13 protein-coding genes and 1 tRNA gene are annotated in these 16,763 nt (G+C 62.9%); all 14 read left to right on the forward strand.

Going from position 1 to position 16,763, the window contains the following annotated elements; genetic code table 11:
* On the forward strand, positions 1-129 hold a 129-nt coding region (locus tag EPB08_RS20785), incomplete at its 5' end, for an EF-Tu C-terminal domain-related protein (RefSeq protein WP_486598950.1).
* A gap of 139 nt (positions 130-268) precedes the next feature.
* Positions 269-344, forward strand: a tRNA-Trp gene (locus tag EPB08_RS20790).
* Positions 345-425: 81 nt separating this feature from the next.
* Positions 426-821: a preprotein translocase subunit SecE gene (secE, locus tag EPB08_RS20795; RefSeq protein WP_111981394.1), complete on the forward strand. Its 396-nt coding sequence runs from the start codon at positions 426-428 to the stop codon at positions 819-821.
* 9 nt (positions 822-830) lie between these two features.
* Complete coding sequence (nusG, locus tag EPB08_RS20800; RefSeq protein WP_102305030.1) at positions 831-1,391, forward strand: transcription termination/antitermination protein NusG; 561 nt, start codon at positions 831-833, stop codon at positions 1,389-1,391.
* A 184-nt stretch (positions 1,392-1,575) separates the two neighbouring features.
* Positions 1,576-2,004, forward strand: a complete 429-nt coding sequence (rplK, locus tag EPB08_RS20805) for a 50S ribosomal protein L11 (protein ID WP_102305031.1) — start codon at positions 1,576-1,578, stop codon at positions 2,002-2,004.
* Between the two features lie 3 nt (positions 2,005-2,007).
* On the forward strand, positions 2,008-2,715 hold the full coding sequence (gene rplA, locus EPB08_RS20810) for a 50S ribosomal protein L1 (RefSeq protein WP_130621049.1): 708 nt from the start codon (positions 2,008-2,010) through the stop codon (positions 2,713-2,715).
* Positions 2,716-3,062: 347 nt separating this feature from the next.
* Positions 3,063-3,596, forward strand: a complete 534-nt coding sequence (rplJ, locus tag EPB08_RS20815; protein ID WP_130621050.1) for a 50S ribosomal protein L10 — start codon at positions 3,063-3,065, stop codon at positions 3,594-3,596.
* Positions 3,597-3,642: 46 nt separating this feature from the next.
* Positions 3,643-4,014 carry a 50S ribosomal protein L7/L12 gene (rplL, locus tag EPB08_RS20820; RefSeq protein WP_102305034.1) on the forward strand — a complete coding sequence of 124 codons (372 nt, stop codon included), beginning with the start codon at positions 3,643-3,645 and terminating at the stop codon, positions 4,012-4,014.
* 323 nt (positions 4,015-4,337) lie between these two features.
* Entirely contained in the window at positions 4,338-8,495 is a 4,158-nt protein-coding gene (gene rpoB, locus EPB08_RS20825) for a DNA-directed RNA polymerase subunit beta (RefSeq protein WP_130621051.1), read from the forward strand.
* Between the two features lie 80 nt (positions 8,496-8,575).
* Positions 8,576-12,790 carry a DNA-directed RNA polymerase subunit beta' gene (rpoC, locus tag EPB08_RS20830; RefSeq protein WP_130621052.1) on the forward strand — a complete coding sequence of 1,405 codons (4,215 nt, stop codon included), beginning with the start codon at positions 8,576-8,578 and terminating at the stop codon, positions 12,788-12,790.
* A 178-nt stretch (positions 12,791-12,968) separates the two neighbouring features.
* Entirely contained in the window at positions 12,969-13,343 is a 375-nt protein-coding gene (rpsL, locus tag EPB08_RS20835; protein WP_019464011.1) for a 30S ribosomal protein S12, read from the forward strand.
* A 16-nt stretch (positions 13,344-13,359) separates the two neighbouring features.
* Positions 13,360-13,827 carry a 30S ribosomal protein S7 gene (rpsG, locus tag EPB08_RS20840; protein WP_102305037.1) on the forward strand — a complete coding sequence of 156 codons (468 nt, stop codon included), beginning with the start codon at positions 13,360-13,362 and terminating at the stop codon, positions 13,825-13,827.
* Positions 13,828-13,860: 33 nt separating this feature from the next.
* Positions 13,861-15,978: an elongation factor G gene (gene fusA / locus EPB08_RS20845; RefSeq protein ID WP_130621053.1), complete on the forward strand. Its 2,118-nt coding sequence runs from the start codon at positions 13,861-13,863 to the stop codon at positions 15,976-15,978.
* A 49-nt stretch (positions 15,979-16,027) separates the two neighbouring features.
* Positions 16,028-16,763, forward strand: a 736-nt coding sequence (locus EPB08_RS20850) for an elongation factor Tu (protein WP_130621054.1), incomplete at its 3' end; no start/stop codon positions are given.

Raw genomic sequence — 16,763 nt, forward strand, 5'->3', positions numbered from 1 at the left:
CCGGGCGACAACATCAAGATGGTTGTCACCCTGATCCACCCGATCGCCATGGACCAGGGCCTGCGCTTCGCCATTCGCGAAGGCGGCCGTACCGTCGGCGCCGGCGTGGTGGCCAAGGTCATCAAGTAAGCTGTAGACTGGGAAGTCGCCCGCTCTGCGGGCTGCAAGAATCCTGGATGGGGTGGCCTTGGTCGCCTCATCCTTGGAATGGCGCCGAAGGGCGCCATCTTGCAGCGGCAAGGCGAGCGACTTCACCTATTTTCTGAATACGCCAGTAGCTCAATTGGCAGAGCAGCGGTCTCCAAAACCGCAGGTTGGGGGTTCGAGTCCCTCCTGGCGTGCCATCTTTCCGAGGACCCTCGACGGATGGTGGATGGCATACGGTCCCTAACCCGGGCGATGCCTCTGTCATTCGATCCTGTCGCATGAATACGAAGGCAGAACCGACCAAGGGCGCCTCTGGCGCCGATATCGCCAAGCTGGTATTGGCCGTGCTGGTGCTGGCTGCCGGCATTTTCGCGTATTCGTGGTTCGGCGCCGATGGCTCCATCCCGCAGTCGGTGCGCCTGCTTGGCGTGCTGGTCGCGCTGGTGGCCGCGCTGGCCATTGGAGCCTTTACGGCCCCGGGTCGCCGCGTGCGCAGCTTCCTCGGCGAATCGCAGTTCGAAATGCGCAAGGTGGTCTGGCCCACCCGCGACGAGACGCTCAAGACCACCGGCATCATCATGGTCGTGGTCATCGTCCTGTCGCTGCTGCTGGGCCTGATTGATCTGATCCTGAAGTCGGTCGTGCTCGACTGGCTGCTCAAGCTCGGTACGTGAGGTGATGGCATGAGCAAGCGTTGGTATGTGGTGCACGCCTATTCGGGCTTCGAGAACCAGGTGAAGCGCTCGCTGGACGAGCGGATTCGCCGCGCCGGCATGGAAGAGCGGTTCGGCGAAGTGCTGGTGCCGACCGAAGAAGTCATCGAGATGCGCAGCGGCCAGAAGCGTCGCAGCGAGCGCAAGTTCTTCCCGGGTTACGTTCTCGTGCAGATCGAGACGGATACCGAGGGCAAGGCGCCGCGCATCGACGACGAGTGCTGGCATCTGGTCAAGGAAACCCCGAAGGTCATGGGTTTCATCGGTGGCACGGCGGATCGCCCGTTGCCGATCCGCGACTCCGAGGCCGACGCCATCCTGAGCCGTGTCCGTGAAGGCGTGGAAAAGCCCAAGCCCAAGGTGCTGTTCGAGCCGGGCGAAATGGTCCGCGTCACCGATGGCCCGTTCAACGATTTCAACGGCGTGGTCGAGGAAGTCAATTACGAGAAGAGCCGCCTGCGTGTTGCAGTGCTGATCTTCGGCCGCTCGACCCCGGTCGAGCTGGAGTTTGGCCAGGTCGAGAAGGCCTGACAGCAGCCCCGGCATGGGGCTTGCTTAAAACTTGATCACTCTCTAAACTACGCGGTTCACGCTGGGGTCTTTTAGCCCGGCGTGTCCGTGTTTCTGGGGTTCGCGGGACGGCGGGCCTTCCTCTTTCAGGGATCGACAACATTGCGAGGAGCCGCAAGGCGCTTGAACTCGCGAGGAAAAACCAATGGCAAAGAAAGTAACTGGTTACATCAAGCTGCAGGTCAAGGCCGGTCAGGCCAACCCGTCGCCGCCGGTGGGTCCCGCCCTCGGTCAGCGCGGCCTGAACATCATGGAATTCTGCAAGGCGTTCAATGCCGCCACGCAGAAGCTGGAGCCGGGTCTGCCGATCCCCGTGATCATCACGGCCTATTCGGACCGCAGCTTCACCTTCATCACCAAGACCCCGCCGGCCTCGATCCTGATCAAGAAGGCCACGGGCATCGCCAAGGGCTCGTCCAAGCCGAATACCGACAAGGTCGGCAAGATCACCCGCAAGCAGCTGGAAGACGTTGCGAAGCAGAAGGAGCCGGATCTCACGGCTGCTGATCTGGACGCCGCGGTGCGCACCATTGCCGGTAGCGCCCGCAGCATGGGCTTTGTGGTGGAGGGTTAAGACATGGCAAAGCTTACGAAGCGTTTGAAGGCAGCTCAGGCCGCAGTGCAGCCGGGCAAGCTCTATGGCCTGGAAGAGGCCCTGAACATCGTCAAGAACAACGCCAAGGCGAAGTTCTCCGAGTCCGTGGACGTTGCCGTCCGCCTCGGCATCGATGCCAAGAAGTCCGACCAGGGCGTGCGTGGTTCCTCGCTGCTGCCGCACGGCACCGGCAAGACCGTCAAGGTCGCCGTGTTCGTGCCGGCCGGTGAGAAGGCCGAGGCCGCCAAGGCCGCCGGCGCTGACGCCGTTGGTATGGACGATCTGGCCGAGCGCATGCAGGCTGGCGATCTCGACTTCGGTCGCGTGATTGCTACGCCGGACGCGATGCGCGTCGTCGGTAAGCTCGGTCAGCTGCTCGGCCCCCGCGGCCTGATGCCGAACCCGAAGGACGGCTCGGTCACCGCCGACGTCGCCACGGCCGTCAAGAACGCCAAGGCCGGCCAGGTGAAGTTCCGCAACGACAAGGCGGGCATCATCCACGCCACCATCGGCAAGGCCACGTTCGACGCTGCCCAGCTGGCTGACAACCTCAATGCACTGGTCAATGACCTGCTGAAGGCCAAGCCGGCTACGGCCAAGGGTCAGTACCTGCAGAAGGTTGCACTGTCGTCCACCATGGGCGTCGGCGTGCCGGTTGATACCTCGTCCCTGACGGTGTCGACCAAGTAAGTGTTCAAGTCCCGCACCGGCTGATGTCGGTGCGGGCATGTTTTTGAAGGCAGGCCCCGGAGTTTCTCCGGAGTCGCCGTCAAAGACCGCAGGCGCGATCAGCGCGCCACGACGACGAGCAGGGAGCTCGTGTTGGCAAGGAAACGCCGTCGTGGTTAGCGGGTTCGCTTAATCGGGTCCCTCGCGGATCTGGCCTGCGTAGATGGTGCTGCCCCTTCTGGAATTGCTTCATCTGTTCTGGAAAGGCCACCACCCGGGACATTCTTTTGTCCCCGACGTCACGGATGGCGTCGCTCAGGACCGCAAGCGGCAGGAGCCGTAAGCGGAGTTCATAAGAGGAGTGAAAAATGGCTCTGAATCTCTCGCAGAAGCAAGAAGTAGTCGCCGAGCTGGCAGAAGTCGCTGCGAAGGCACACTCCTTGGTCGCCGCTGAGTATGCAGGCGTCACGGTCGAACAGATGACCGCGATGCGCAAGAAGGCCCGTGAATCGGGCGTGTTCCTGAAGGTTGTAAAGAACACGCTGGCTTCGCGCGCCGTGGCAGGTACCGAGTTCGAGGTCGTCAAGGACGCCCTGACCGGTCCGCTGCTGTACGCATTCTCGATGGAGGAGCCCGGCGCTGCCGGTCGCCTGATCAAGGAATTCGCCAAGGGCAACGAAAAGCTCAAGCCGCGTCTCGTGTCGGTGGAAGGCAAGCTGTTGCCGGCCGCGCACGTTGAAGTGCTGGCCTCGCTGCCGACCCGCGAACAGGCCCTGGCCATGCTGGCACGTGTGCTGGCCGAGCCGGCCACCATGTTCGCTCGCGTCGTCAAGGCTGTGGCCGACCAGCAGGGTGGTGGCGAAGTCGCCGCCGAAGCCCCGGCTGAAGTCGAACCCGCCTAAGTTCGCCGTCTACTTACATCGAATCAATTTCCAGAGGTAAATGAAAATGTCCCTGACCAACGAACAGATCGTTGAAGCCGTTGCCGCCAAGTCGCTCATGGAAGTGATGGACCTGGTGAAGGCCATCGAAGAGAAGTTTGGCGTGACCGCCGCTGCCCCGGTGATGATGGCTGCTGGCCCGGCCGCTGCCGGCCCGGCTGTTGAAGAGCAGACCGAGTTCGACGTCATCCTGAAGAGCGCCGGCGACAAGAAGGTCGACGTGATCAAGGCCGTCCGCGCCATCACGGGCCTGGGCCTGAAGGAAGCGAAGGACCTGACCGAGGCCGGTGGCGTCGTGAAGGAAGCCGCTTCGAAGGACGACGCTGCGAAGTTCAAGAAGGACCTCGAAGCTGCCGGCGCCACGGTCGAACTGAAGTAATTGGCGCTCTTGCGCGCCGTCAGTTCGATCTAGCGTCAAGCCAAGCCTGGGGGCGTAAGCCCCCGGGCTTTGCCTGTTGCAAACGGCCTCCATCGCGCGGTGGGGCCTGTAACGACAAAGCGTCATCATTTTTGGTTCGTGTTTTACGCGTCGGGAAGACAACACTGAAAGGCCTGCAGACCACCGCCGACCTTTGACTCATGTCTTTTTGACGCATCGACGGGCAGGGCAGCACAACCTGTTTGTCGACCGCAGACACAGCTTTCACAATTCAGCCGGTGTGTGCACCACCGGCGTCACTGCGAACCGAGGCGGTACCCACCATGACCTACTCGTTTACCGAGAAGAAGCGCATCCGCAAGGATTTCGGCAAGCGTCCACCTGTTTTGGGCGTTCCGAACCTGCTGACCATCCAGACCGATTCCTATCGCGAGTTCCTGCAGGAGCACGTCGCTCCCAAGGCCCGCGACGAAAAGGGTCTCCACGCCGCGCTGAAGTCGGTGTTCCCGATTGTCAGCTATTCGGGCAATGCCGCGCTTGAGTATGTCGACTATCGCCTGGGCGAGCCGCCGTTCGACGAGCGCGAGTGCCGCAACCGCGGCATGACCTTCGGCGCGCCGCTGCGCGTCACCGTGCGCCTGGTCATCTATGACAAGGACAGCCCGGCATCCAAGAAGGCCGTGAAGTACGTGAAGGAGCAGGAAGTCTACATGGGCGAAATTCCGCTCATGACCGACACCGGCACCTTCATCATCAACGGCACCGAGCGCGTCATCGTCTCGCAGCTGCATCGTTCGCCGGGCGTGTTCTTCGATCACGACCGCGGCAAGACGCACAGCTCGGGCAAGCTGCTGTTCTCCGCCCGCGTGATTCCTTACCGCGGTTCGTGGCTGGACTTCGAGTTCGACCCGAAGGATGCGCTGTTCACCCGTATCGACCGTCGCCGCAAGCTGCCGGTGACCGTGCTGCTGCGCGCGCTCGGCTACACCAACGAAGAGATGCTCGGCATCTTCTTCGAGCACAACGTGTTCCACCTGGGCAAGAAGGGCGGCACCACGCTGGAGCTCGTCGCCGAGCGCCTGCGCGGCGAAACGCTGACCTTCGACCTGGCCATCGGTGACAAGGTGCTGGTGGAAGCCGGCAAGCGCATCACTGCGCGTCACGTGCGCCAGCTCGCCGCCGAGAACATCACCGCGCTGGAAGTGCCGGACGACTACCCGGTCGGCCGCATCCTGGCCACCGACATCGTCGACCCCAAGACCGGCGAACTGCTGGCCCAGGCCAACGACGAAATCTCGGCCGAGCAGCTCGAGAACTTCCGCAAGGCCGGCATCGAGATCGTTCCGACCCTGTACGTCAACGACCTCGATCGTGGCGCGTACATCTCGCACACCCTGCGCATCGACAACACCAAGACGCCGCTCGAGGCGCTGGTGGAAATCTATCGCATGATGCGCCCGGGCGAGCCGCCGACGAAGGACGCTGCGCAGAACCTGTTCTACAACCTGTTCTTCACCTTCGACCGCTACGACCTGTCGGCCGTGGGTCGCATGAAGTTCAACCGTCGCGTGGGCCGTCAGGAGATCGTCGGTCCGGGCGTGCTGTACGACAAGCGTTACTTCACCGATCGCAAGGAAGAGGAAGCCCAGTCGCTCGTCGCTTCGCAGGGCGATCGCTCCGACATCCTCGACGTGCTCAAGGTGCTCATCGACATCAAGAACGGTCATGGCACCGTCGACGATATCGACCACCTGGGCAACCGCCGTGTGCGTTCGGTCGGTGAAATGGCGGAGAACACCTTCCGCATCGGCCTGGTGCGCGTCGAGCGCGCCGTACGCGAGCGCCTGTCGCTGGCCGAGTCCGAAGGTCTCACCCCGCAGGAACTGATCAACGCCAAGCCGGTGGCAGCAGCGGTGAAGGAGTTCTTCGGCTCCTCGCAGCTCAGCCAGTTCATGGACCAGAACAACCCGCTGTCGGAAGTGACGCACAAGCGTCGCGTCTCGGCCCTGGGACCGGGCGGCCTGACCCGCGAGCGCGCCGGCTTCGAAGTGCGCGACGTGCATCCGACCCATTACGGCCGCGTCTGCACCATCGAAACGCCGGAAGGCCCGAACATCGGCCTGATCAACTCGCTGGCCGTGTACGCCCGCACCAACACGTATGGCTTCCTCGAGACGCCGTACCGCAAGGTCGTGGGCGGCAAGGTCACCGACCAGGTGGATTACCTGTCGGCGATCGAAGAGGGCGACCACGTCATTGCGCAGGCGAACTCGCCGCTCAAGGATGGCGCCTTCATCGAAGACTTCGTGTCCTGCCGTTTCCGCGGCGAGTCCGAGCTGCGTCCGGCCGCTGAAGTCGACTACATGGACGTTTCGCCCATGCAGACGGTGTCGGTCGCTGCCGCACTCGTGCCGTTCCTGGAGCACGATGACGCGAACCGCGCACTCATGGGCGCGAACATGCAGCGTCAGGCCGTGCCGACCCTGCGTTCGCAGACCCCGCTGGTGGGTACCGGCATCGAGCGCGCCGTGGCGCGTGACTCGGGCGTCATCGTCACCGCCAAGCGCGGCGGCGTGATCGACCAGGTCGACGCCGGCCGTATCGTGGTGCGCGTGAACGAGGAAGAGGTCGGCGACAACGACGCCGGCGTCGATATCTACACGCTGACCAAGTACACCCGTTCCAACCAGAACACCAACCTCAACCAGCGCCCGCTGGTGAACGTGGGTGACATCGTGGCGAAGGGCGACACGCTGGCCGACGGTTCGTCGACCGACCTGGGCGAGCTCGCGCTCGGCCAGAACATGCTGATCGCCTTCATGCCGTGGAACGGCTACAACTTCGAAGACTCGATCCTGCTCTCCGAGCGCGTCGTGCAGGAAGACCGCTACACCTCGATCCACATCGAGGAGCTGTCCTGCATCGCGCGTGACACCAAGCTGGGCGCCGAGGAAATCACCGCCGACATCCCGAACGTGGGTGAGCAGGCGCTGGCCCGCCTCGACGAATCCGGCATCGTGTACATCGGTGCGGAAGTGAAGGCCGGCGACATCATGGTCGGCAAGGTCACGCCCAAGGGCGAGAGCCAGCTGACGCCGGAAGAGAAGCTGCTTCGCGCGATCTTCGGCGAGAAGGCTTCGGACGTGAAGGACAGCTCGCTGCGCGTGCCGCCGGGCATGGACGGCACCGTCATCGACGTGCAGGTCTTCACCCGCGACGGCATCGAGAAGGACAAGCGTGCCCGTCAGATCGAGGAAATGGAAATCAAGCGTATCCGCAAGGACCTTGATGACCAGTTCCGCATCCTGGAAGGCGCGATCTACAACCGTATGCGCACCCAGCTCGTCGGCAAGACCGCGATGAGCGGTCCGGGCGGCCTGAAGCGTGGCGCCGAGATCACCGACGCCTACCTTGACGGCCTCAAGCGCGACGACTGGTTCAAGATCAACGTCAAGGAAGAGGACGTCACCGAGTTCCTCGAGCGCGCCGCTGATCAGATCAAGCGTCACAAGGAAGAGTTCGACAAGCGCTTCAAGGAGAAGCAGGGCAAGATCACCCAGGGTGACGACCTTGCTCCGGGCGTGCTCAAGATGGTCAAGGTGTTCCTGGCCGTGAAGCGCCGCATCCAGCCGGGCGACAAGATGGCCGGTCGCCACGGTAACAAGGGTGTGGTGTCCAACGTGGTGCCGGTGGAGGACATGCCGTTCTCCGAAGACGGTACCTCGGTCGACATCGTGCTGAACCCGCTGGGCGTGCCGTCGCGTATGAACATCGGCCAGATTCTGGAAGTTCACCTTGGCTGGGCCGCGAAGGGCCTGGGCAAGAAGATCCAGAAGATGCTCGAGGCGCAGGCCAAGGTCGCGCAGATCCGCGAGTTCCTCGACCAGGTGTACAACCACCACGTCGCCGGCGCCGTGCAGCATGTCGACCTGAAGTCGTTGACCGACGAGGAAATCCTCGCCCTGGCCAACAACCTGCAGGAAGGCGTGCCGATGGCCACCCCGGTGTTCGACGGTGCCGAGGAAACCGAGATCAAGGCGATGCTCAAGCTCGCCGATCTGCCGGAATCCGGCCAGACGGTGCTGTTCGACGGCCGTACCGGCGAGGCGTTCGATCGCCCGGTCACCGTGGGCTACATGCACTACCTGAAGCTGAACCACCTGGTCGACGACAAGATGCACGCGCGTTCGACCGGTCCGTACTCGCTCGTCACGCAGCAGCCGCTGGGTGGTAAGGCGCAGTTCGGTGGCCAGCGCTTCGGTGAAATGGAAGTCTGGGCGCTGGAAGCCTACGGCGCGGCTTACACCCTGCAGGAAATGCTGACGGTGAAGTCCGATGACGTGCAGGGCCGTAACCAGATGTACAAGAACATTGTCGACGGCAACCACGAGATGGCGGCGGGCATGCCGGAATCCTTCAACGTGTTGGTGAAGGAAATCCGCTCGCTCGGTATCGATATCGATCTGGAAGAAGTGAAGTGAGTTGAGGGGGTAACGAGGAGCACTCCTCGTTACCTCTGACTGATTCTCCATTCCTTATTCCCGATCTCTCGGAGACATCCATGAAAGACTTGCTCAATCTGTTCAACCAGCAGCGCACCGCGCCTGACTTCGATGCGATCAAGATCGCTCTGGCTTCGCCGGAGCTGATCCGCTCGTGGTCGTACGGCGAGGTGAAGAAGCCGGAAACGATCAATTACCGCACCTTCAAGCCCGAGCGTGACGGCCTGTTCTGCGCCGCCATCTTCGGTCCGGTGAAGGATTACGAGTGCCTGTGCGGCAAGTACAAGCGCATGAAGCACCGCGGCGTGGTGTGCGAAAAGTGCGGCACGGAAGTGACGCTGGCCAAGGTGCGCCGCGAGCGCATGGGCCACATCGAGCTGGCCTCGCCGACCGCGCACATCTGGTTCCTCAAGTCGCTGCCCTCGCGCATCGGCCTGATGCTGGACATGACCCTGCGCGACATCGAGCGCATCCTGTACTTCGAAGCGTTCGTGGTGATCGATCCGGGTCTGACCGCGCTCGAGCGCGGCCAGCTGCTCAGCGAAGACCAGTACCTGGAAGCCGTGGAAGAGCACGGTGACGAGTTCGACGCCCGCATGGGTGCCGAGGCCGTCTACGAGCTGCTCAAGTCCCTGGACCTCCCGGGCGAAGTCGTGCGCCTGAAGGAAGAAATCGGCTCGACCAACTCCGAGACCAAGCTCAAGCGCCTCACCAAGCGCGTGAAGCTGATCGAGGCGTTCCTGGAGTCGGGCAACCGTCCGGAATGGATGGTGCTGACCGTGCTGCCGGTGCTGCCGCCGGACCTGCGTCCGCTGGTCCCGCTGGACGGTGGCCGCTTCGCCACGTCCGACCTGAATGACCTGTACCGCCGCGTCATCAACCGCAACAACCGCCTGCGTCGCCTGCTCGAACTCAATGCGCCCGACATCATCGTGCGCAACGAAAAGCGCATGCTGCAGGAATCGGTCGACGCGCTGCTCGACAACGGTCGCCGCGGCCGTGCCATCACCGGCACGAACAAGCGCGCGCTGAAGTCGCTCGCGGACATGATCAAGGGCAAGCAGGGCCGCTTCCGCCAGAACCTGCTCGGCAAGCGTGTGGACTACTCCGGTCGTTCGGTGATCGTGGTGGGTCCGACCCTGCGACTGCACCAGTGCGGTCTGCCGAAGAAGATGGCGCTCGAGCTGTTCAAGCCCTTCATCTTCGCCAAGCTGCAGGCTCGCGGCGAAGCGACCACCATCAAGGCCGCCAAGAAGCTCGTCGAGCGCGAGGAAGGCCAGGTGTGGGACATCCTCGAAGAGGTGATCCGCGAACATCCGGTCATGCTCAACCGTGCACCGACCCTGCACCGTCTCGGCATCCAGGCGTTCGAGCCGAAGCTGATCGAAGGCAAGGCCATCCAGCTGCACCCGCTCGTCTGTACGGCGTTCAACGCCGACTTCGACGGTGACCAGATGGCTGTGCACGTGCCGCTCTCCATCGAGGCGCAGCTCGAAGCGCGCGCACTGATGATGGCGACCAACAACATCCTGTCGCCCGCCAACGGCGAGCCGATCATCGTGCCGACCCAGGACGTGGTGCTGGGCCTGTACTACATGACCCGCGAGCTGGTGAACGCGAAGGGCAACGGCATGGTGTTCTCGGGCATCGGCGAAGTCCGTCGTGCCTACGACAACCGCGCCGTGCAGTTGCACGCCAAGGTCAAGGTCCGCATCAACCAGGTGCAGATCGACGAAGAAGGCAACCGCACCGAAGCCACCCAGATCGTCGATACGACCGTGGGTCGCGCGCTGCTGCTCGAAATCATGCCGGAAGGCCTGCCGTTTGCGCTGGCCAACACCGAGCTGACCAAAAAGAACATCTCGCGCCTGATCAACCAGTGCTACCGCCGCCTGGGCCTGAAGGAAACCGTGATCTTCGGCGACCAGCTGATGTACACCGGTTTCCGCTTCGCCACGCGCGCGGGCATCTCCATCGGCATCGATGACATGATCATCCCGGCCGAGAAGAAGCCGATCCTGGAAGAAGCCGAGAAGGAAGTCGTCGAGATCCAGGAGCAGTACCAGTCGGGTCTCGTGACCGCCGGCGAGCGCTACAACAAGGTCGTCGACATCTGGTCGCGCACCAACGAACTCGTCGCCAAGGCGATGATCGACGGTATCGGTACCGAGAAGGTGACCGATGCCGAAGGCAAGACGGTCAACCAGAAGTCCATGAACTCGCTGTACATCATGGCCGACTCGGGCGCTCGTGGTTCGGTCGCCCAGATCCGTCAGCTGGCCGGTATGCGCGGCCTGATGGCTCGCCCGGACGGCTCGATCATCGAGACGCCCATCAAGGCGAACTTCCGCGAAGGCCTGAACGTTCTGCAGTACTTCAACTCCACCCACGGTGCTCGTAAGGGCCTGGCGGATACGGCGCTGAAGACCGCGAACTCCGGTTACCTCACCCGTCGTCTCGTCGACGTGGCGCAGGACGTGGTCATCACCTTGCCCGATTGCGGCACGGACGAAGGCGTCACCATGCAGCCGATCGTGGAAGGCGGCGACGTGGTCGAGCCGTTGCGCGATCGCGTGCTGGGTCGTGTGGCGCTGGAAGACGTCTACGGTCCGGGCGAAGACAACGAGCCGATCGTCACCCGTGACACCCTGCTGGACGAAGCCCTGGTCGAGAAGCTCGACAAGGCCGGCGTGCAGTCGATCAAGGTGCGTTCGCCCATCACCTGCGCCGCCGATCATGGCGTTTGCGCGCTGTGCTACGGCCGTGACCTGGCCCGTGGCCACCTGGTGAACATGGGTGAAGCCGTGGGCGTGGTGGCTGCGCAGTCGATCGGTGAGCCGGGTACCCAGCTGACCATGCGTACGTTCCACATCGGTGGTGCGGCGTCTCGTGCGGCTGCGGTTGACAACGTGACGGTGAAGACCACCGGCACGCTGAAGTTCAACAACCTCAAGACCGTGCAGCACTCGCAGGGCCACCTGGTGGCGGTGTCGCGTTCGGGCGAAGTGAGCGTCATCGACGCCAACGGCCGCGAGCGCGAGCGCTACAAGGTGCCTTACGGCGCGACGATCTCGGTCAAGGACGGCGATCCGGTCAAGGCCGGCCAGGCCGTGGCCAACTGGGATCCGCATACCCATCCGATCGTGTCGGAAGTGGCCGGTACCGTGCGCTTCATCGACTTCATCGATGGCATCACCGTGCAGAGCCAGACCGACGAACTGACCGGCCTGGAGTCGGCGGTGGTGACCGATCCGAAGCGCCGTGGTACGGCCGCCAAGGACCTGCGCCCGATCGTGCGTCTGGAAGATGCCAAGGGCCGCGAGCTGAAGCTGCCGGGCACCGACGTGCCGGCGCAGTACATGCTCCCGGCCGGCGCCATCGTGTCGATCCAGAACGGTGCGCAGGTGGGCGTGGGTGACGTGGTGGCACGTATCCCGCAGGAAACCTCCAAGACCCGCGACATCACCGGTGGTCTGCCGCGCGTGGCCGACTTGTTCGAAGCCCGCAAGCCGAAGGAACCGGCGATTCTCGCCGAGCGTTCGGGTGTGATCAGCTTCGGCAAGGACACCAAGGGCAAGCAGCGCCTGATCATCAAGGACGTGGACGGCAACGAGCACGAAGAGCTGATTCCCAAGTGGCGTCAGGTCATCGTGTTCGAAGGCGAACATGTGGAGAAGGGCGAGACCGTGGTGGACGGCGAGCCCAGCCCGCACGACATCCTGCGCCTGCTGGGCGTCGAGCCGCTGGCTTCGTACCTGGTCAAGGAAATCCAGGACGTCTACCGCCTGCAGGGCGTGAAGATCAACGACAAGCACATCGAAGCGATCATTCGCCAGATGCTGCGCAAGGTGGAAATCACCGATCCGGGTGAGAGCCACTACCTGCGCGGTGAGCAGGTCGAGCGCGTGCGCATCAACGGCGAGAACGATCGCGCCGTCAAGCGTGGCGAGCGTCCGGCGGAGTACCAGTCGGTGCTGCTGGGCATCACCAAGGCCTCGCTGGCCACGGAATCCTTCATCTCGGCGGCGTCCTTCCAGGAAACCACCCGAGTGCTGACGGAAGCCGCGGTCCGCGGAACGCGCGATACCTTGCGCGGCCTGAAGGAAAATGTTATTGTCGGCCGTCTCATTCCGGCAGGTACGGGTCTGGCGTATCACGCGTCGCGTCATCGCCAGGGCGGTCTGACCGCCTCGGAGCTTGAAACCCTCTCCGGTTCCGCTTCATCGGCCTCCTTCGCGGAAGCCACCACCGGTAGCGACATTGGTGTGGAGTAAGCCCCTCACGGGCTGTGCTCGCTGACATACGAAATGAGGCGCAAGGATTGCGCCTCGTGTTCGGGCTATGGATGGCAGGGCGTCAGCTTGTCTGTGACAGGCTGCCCATGTTAAATTCCCGCTTCTTGGCAGACCGAGCCGGTTCGGTCTGCCTTTATGTTTCTCAGGAACAGCTTCAATGACGACAGTCAACCAGTTGGTTCGCAAATCCCGCAGCCCGAAGACGTACAAGAGTGCTTCGCCGGCTTTGCAGAACAGCCCGCAGCGTCGCGGCGTTTGCACGCGCGTTTACACCACCACCCCGAAGAAGCCGAACTCGGCCCTTCGTAAGGTCGCCAAGGTGCGCCTGACGAACGGTTACGAAGTGATCAGCTACATCGGTGGCGAAGGTCACAACCTGCAGGAGCACTCCGTGGTCCTGATCCGCGGCGGTCGCGTCAAGGATCTGCCGGGTGTGCGTTACCACACGGTGCGCGGCAGTCTCGACTGCGCCGGCGTCACCAAGCGCCGTCAGTCGCGCTCCAAGTACGGCGCCAAGCGCCCGAAGTCCTGATCTTTAGGAATTAAATATGTCGCGTAAAGGTTCACATCCCGCCCGTCTGATCCTGCCGGATCCCAAGCACGGCAGCCAGCTCATCGCTCGTTTCATCAACATGGTGATGAAGAGCGGCAAGAAGTCGGTCGCCGAGAGCATCGTCTACGGTGCACTGGCCCATCTGGGCGAAAAGAACGCCGAGCCGGTTCAGCTCGTCGAGAAGGCACTGAACAACATCGCTCCGGCGGTCGAGGTGAAGTCCCGCCGTGTCGGCGGCGCCACCTACCAGGTGCCGGTTGAAGTGCGTCCGGGTCGCCGTATGGCGCTGGCCATGCGCTGGGCTATCGATTCCGCCCGCAAGCGTGGCGAGACCTCGATGCCGCGCAAGCTGGCAGCCGAGCTGCTCGAAGCTTCGGAAAATCGCGGCGGCGCGATCAAGAAGCGCGAAGAGACGCACCGTATGGCGGAGGCCAACAAGGCCTTCTCGCATTATCGCTGGTAAGCAGTACAGCTAGAACTTTCAGAGGTTAAGACCGTGGCACGCACCACTCCTATCGAGCGCTACCGCAACTTCGGCATCATGGCTCACATCGATGCCGGCAAGACCACCACCACGGAGCGCATCCTGTTCTACACCGGCGTCAGTCACAAGATTGGCGAGGTGCACGACGGTGCAGCGACGATGGACTGGATGGAGCAGGAGCAGGAGCGCGGCATCACCATTACGTCGGCGGCAACGACGGCGTTCTGGAAGGGCATGGATCGCTCCCTGCCCGAGCACCGCTTCAACATCATCGACACCCCAGGTCACGTGGACTTCACCATCGAAGTGGAGCGCTCGCTGCGCGTCCTCGACGGCGCGGTGTTCGTGCTCTGTGCCGTGGGTGGTGTGCAGCCGCAGTCTGAAACCGTCTGGCGTCAGGCCAACAAGTACAAGGTGCCGCGCCTCGCGTTCGTCAACAAGATGGACCGCACTGGCGCGAACTTCTACAAGGTGGTCGACCAGCTGAAGGCTCGCCTGGGTGCCAACCCGGTGCCGATGCAGGTGCCGATTGGTGCCGAGGACAACTTCGAGGGCGTGGTCGACCTGCTCAAGATGAAGGCGATCATCTGGGACATGGAGTCCCAGGGCATGAAGTTCGAGTACGCCGACATCCCGGCCAACCTGGCGGACAAGGCGGCTGAAGCCCGTTCGTACATGGTCGAGTCGGCGGCGGAAGCCTCCGAAGACCTGATGAACAAGTACCTGGAAGAGGGCGACCTCACCGAGGAAGAGATCATCGGTGGCCTGCGTGCGCGCACGCTGTCCAGCGAGATCATCCCGGTCTTCTGCGGTACTGCGTTCAAGAACAAGGGCGTGCAGGCCATGCTCGACGCGGTGGTGCAGCTGCTGCCGTCGCCGATCGATCGTCCGCCGGTGTCGGGCGTGGACGACGACGAGAAGGAAGCCACCCGTTCGGCTGACGACTCGGCGCCGTTCTCCGCGCTGGCGTTCAAGATCATGACCGATCCGTTCGTCGGCTCGCTCACGTTCTTCCGCGTCTACTCGGGCACGTTGAATGCGGGCGACCAGGTGTACAACCCGGTCAAGTCCAAGAAGGAACGCATCGGCCGCATCCTGCAGATGCACGCTAACGAGCGTCAGGAAATCAAGGAAGTCCGCGCTGGCGACATCGCCGCTGCGGTCGGCCTGAAGGACGTGACGACCGGTGACACGCTGTGCTCGCAGGATCACATCATCACCCTGGAGCGCATGACGTTCCCGGAGCCGGTGATCTCGATGGCGGTCGAGCCGAAGACCAAGTCCGACCAGGAAAAGATGGGTATCGCGCTGGGTCGCCTGGCTGCCGAAGATCCGTCCTTCCGCGTGCGTACGGACGAAGAATCCGGCCAGACGATCATCTCGGGCATGGGCGAGCTGCACCTGGACATTCTCGTGGACCGCATGAAGCGCGAGTTCAACGTGGAAGCCAACGTCGGCAAGCCGCAGGTGGCTTACCGCGAAACGATCCGCAGCTCGGACGTCAAGTCGGACTATAAGCACGCCAAGCAGTCGGGTGGTAAGGGTCAGTACGGTCACGTCGTGATCGAGCTGTCGCCGATGACCGAAGAAGACCGCAAGAGCGATTCCGTCAAGGACGATTTCCTGTTCATCAACGACATCACCGGTGGTGTGATTCCGAAGGAATTCATCCCGTCTGTCGAAAAGGGTCTGCGCGAAACCATCACCAGCGGTCCGCTCGCGGGCTTCCCGGTGGTGAACGTGAAGGTCAAGCTGGTGTTCGGTTCGTACCACGACGTCGACTCGTCCGAAATGGCGTTCAAGCTTGCCGCTTCGATGGCGTTCAAGCAGGGCTTCGCCAAGGCGTCGCCGGTGCTGCTCGAGCCGATCATGAAGGTCGAGGTCGTGACGCCGGAAGACTACGTCGGTGACGTCATGGGCGACCTGAGCCGCCGTCGCGGTCTGCTCCAGGGCCAGGACGACACGCCGTCGGGCAAGACCATCAACGCGATGGTCCCGCTGGGTGAGATGTTCGGTTATGCGACGACCATTCGTTCGCTGACCCAGGGTCGCGCCACCTTTACGATGGAGTTCGACCACTACGCTGAAGCGCCGAACAACATCGCTGAGCAGGTCATGAAGAAGGCCTGATAAGGCCCTCTTCCTCCAAACTACCGTTCTTTTTTTAGAGGTTTAAGTCATGGCAAAGGGTAAATTCGAGCGCACCAAGCCGCACGTCAACGTCGGCACGATTGGTCACGTGGACCACGGCAAGACGACGCTGACGGCCGCACTGACCAAGGTCGGCGCAGAGCGCTTCGGTGGCGAATTCAAGGCGTATGACGCGATCGACGCGGCGCCGGAAGAAAAGGCACGTGGTATCACGATCTCGACCGCACACGTCGAATACGAATCGCCGAACCGCCACTACGCCCACGTGGACTGCCCGGGCCACGCCGACTACGTGAAGAACATGATCACGGGTGCGGCGCAGATGGACGGCGCGATCCTGGTGTGCTCGGCCGCTGACGGCCCGATGCCGCAGACCCGCGAACACATCCTGCTGTCGCGCCAGGTCGGCGTGCCGTACATCGTCGTGTTCCTGAACAAGGCCGACATGGTGGACGACGCCGAGCTGCTCGAGCTGGTCGAGATGGAAGTGCGCGAACTGCTGAGCAAGTACGACTTCCCCGGCGACGACACCCCGATCATCAAGGGTTCGGCCAAGCTGGCGCTGGAAGGCGACCAGTCGGAAATCGGCGTGCCGGCGATCATCGCCCTCGTCGAGGCGCTGGACAGCTACATCCCGGAGCCGCAGCGCGCCATTGACCAGCCGTTCCTGATGCCGGTCGAAGACGTGTTCTCGATCTCGGGCCGCGGCACCGTGGTGACCGGTCGTATCGAGCGCGGCATCATCAAGGTTGGTGACGAAGTCG

This window comes from Dyella amyloliquefaciens (assembly GCF_004296575.1).
Lineage (GTDB): Bacteria > Pseudomonadota > Gammaproteobacteria > Xanthomonadales > Rhodanobacteraceae > Dyella > Dyella amyloliquefaciens.

Bases quoted from the DNA above. Each gene is read 5' to 3' on its own strand.
- rplJ (WP_130621050.1), top strand. From the start codon at position 3,063: ATGGCTCTGAATCTCTCGCAGAAGCAAGAAGTAGTCGCCGAGCTGGCA.
- rplK (WP_102305031.1), top strand. From the start codon at position 1,576: ATGGCAAAGAAAGTAACTGGTTACATCAAGCTGCAGGTCAAGGCCGGT.
- rpoC (WP_130621052.1), top strand. From the start codon at position 8,576: ATGAAAGACTTGCTCAATCTGTTCAACCAGCAGCGCACCGCGCCTGAC.
- rplA (WP_130621049.1), top strand. From the start codon at position 2,008: ATGGCAAAGCTTACGAAGCGTTTGAAGGCAGCTCAGGCCGCAGTGCAG.
- rpsG (WP_102305037.1), top strand. From the start codon at position 13,360: ATGTCGCGTAAAGGTTCACATCCCGCCCGTCTGATCCTGCCGGATCCC.
- rpsL (WP_019464011.1), top strand. From the start codon at position 12,969: ATGACGACAGTCAACCAGTTGGTTCGCAAATCCCGCAGCCCGAAGACG.
- rplL (WP_102305034.1), top strand. From the start codon at position 3,643: ATGTCCCTGACCAACGAACAGATCGTTGAAGCCGTTGCCGCCAAGTCG.
- nusG (WP_102305030.1), top strand. From the start codon at position 831: ATGAGCAAGCGTTGGTATGTGGTGCACGCCTATTCGGGCTTCGAGAAC.
- rpoB (WP_130621051.1), top strand. From the start codon at position 4,338: ATGACCTACTCGTTTACCGAGAAGAAGCGCATCCGCAAGGATTTCGGC.
- secE (WP_111981394.1), top strand. From the start codon at position 426: ATGAATACGAAGGCAGAACCGACCAAGGGCGCCTCTGGCGCCGATATC.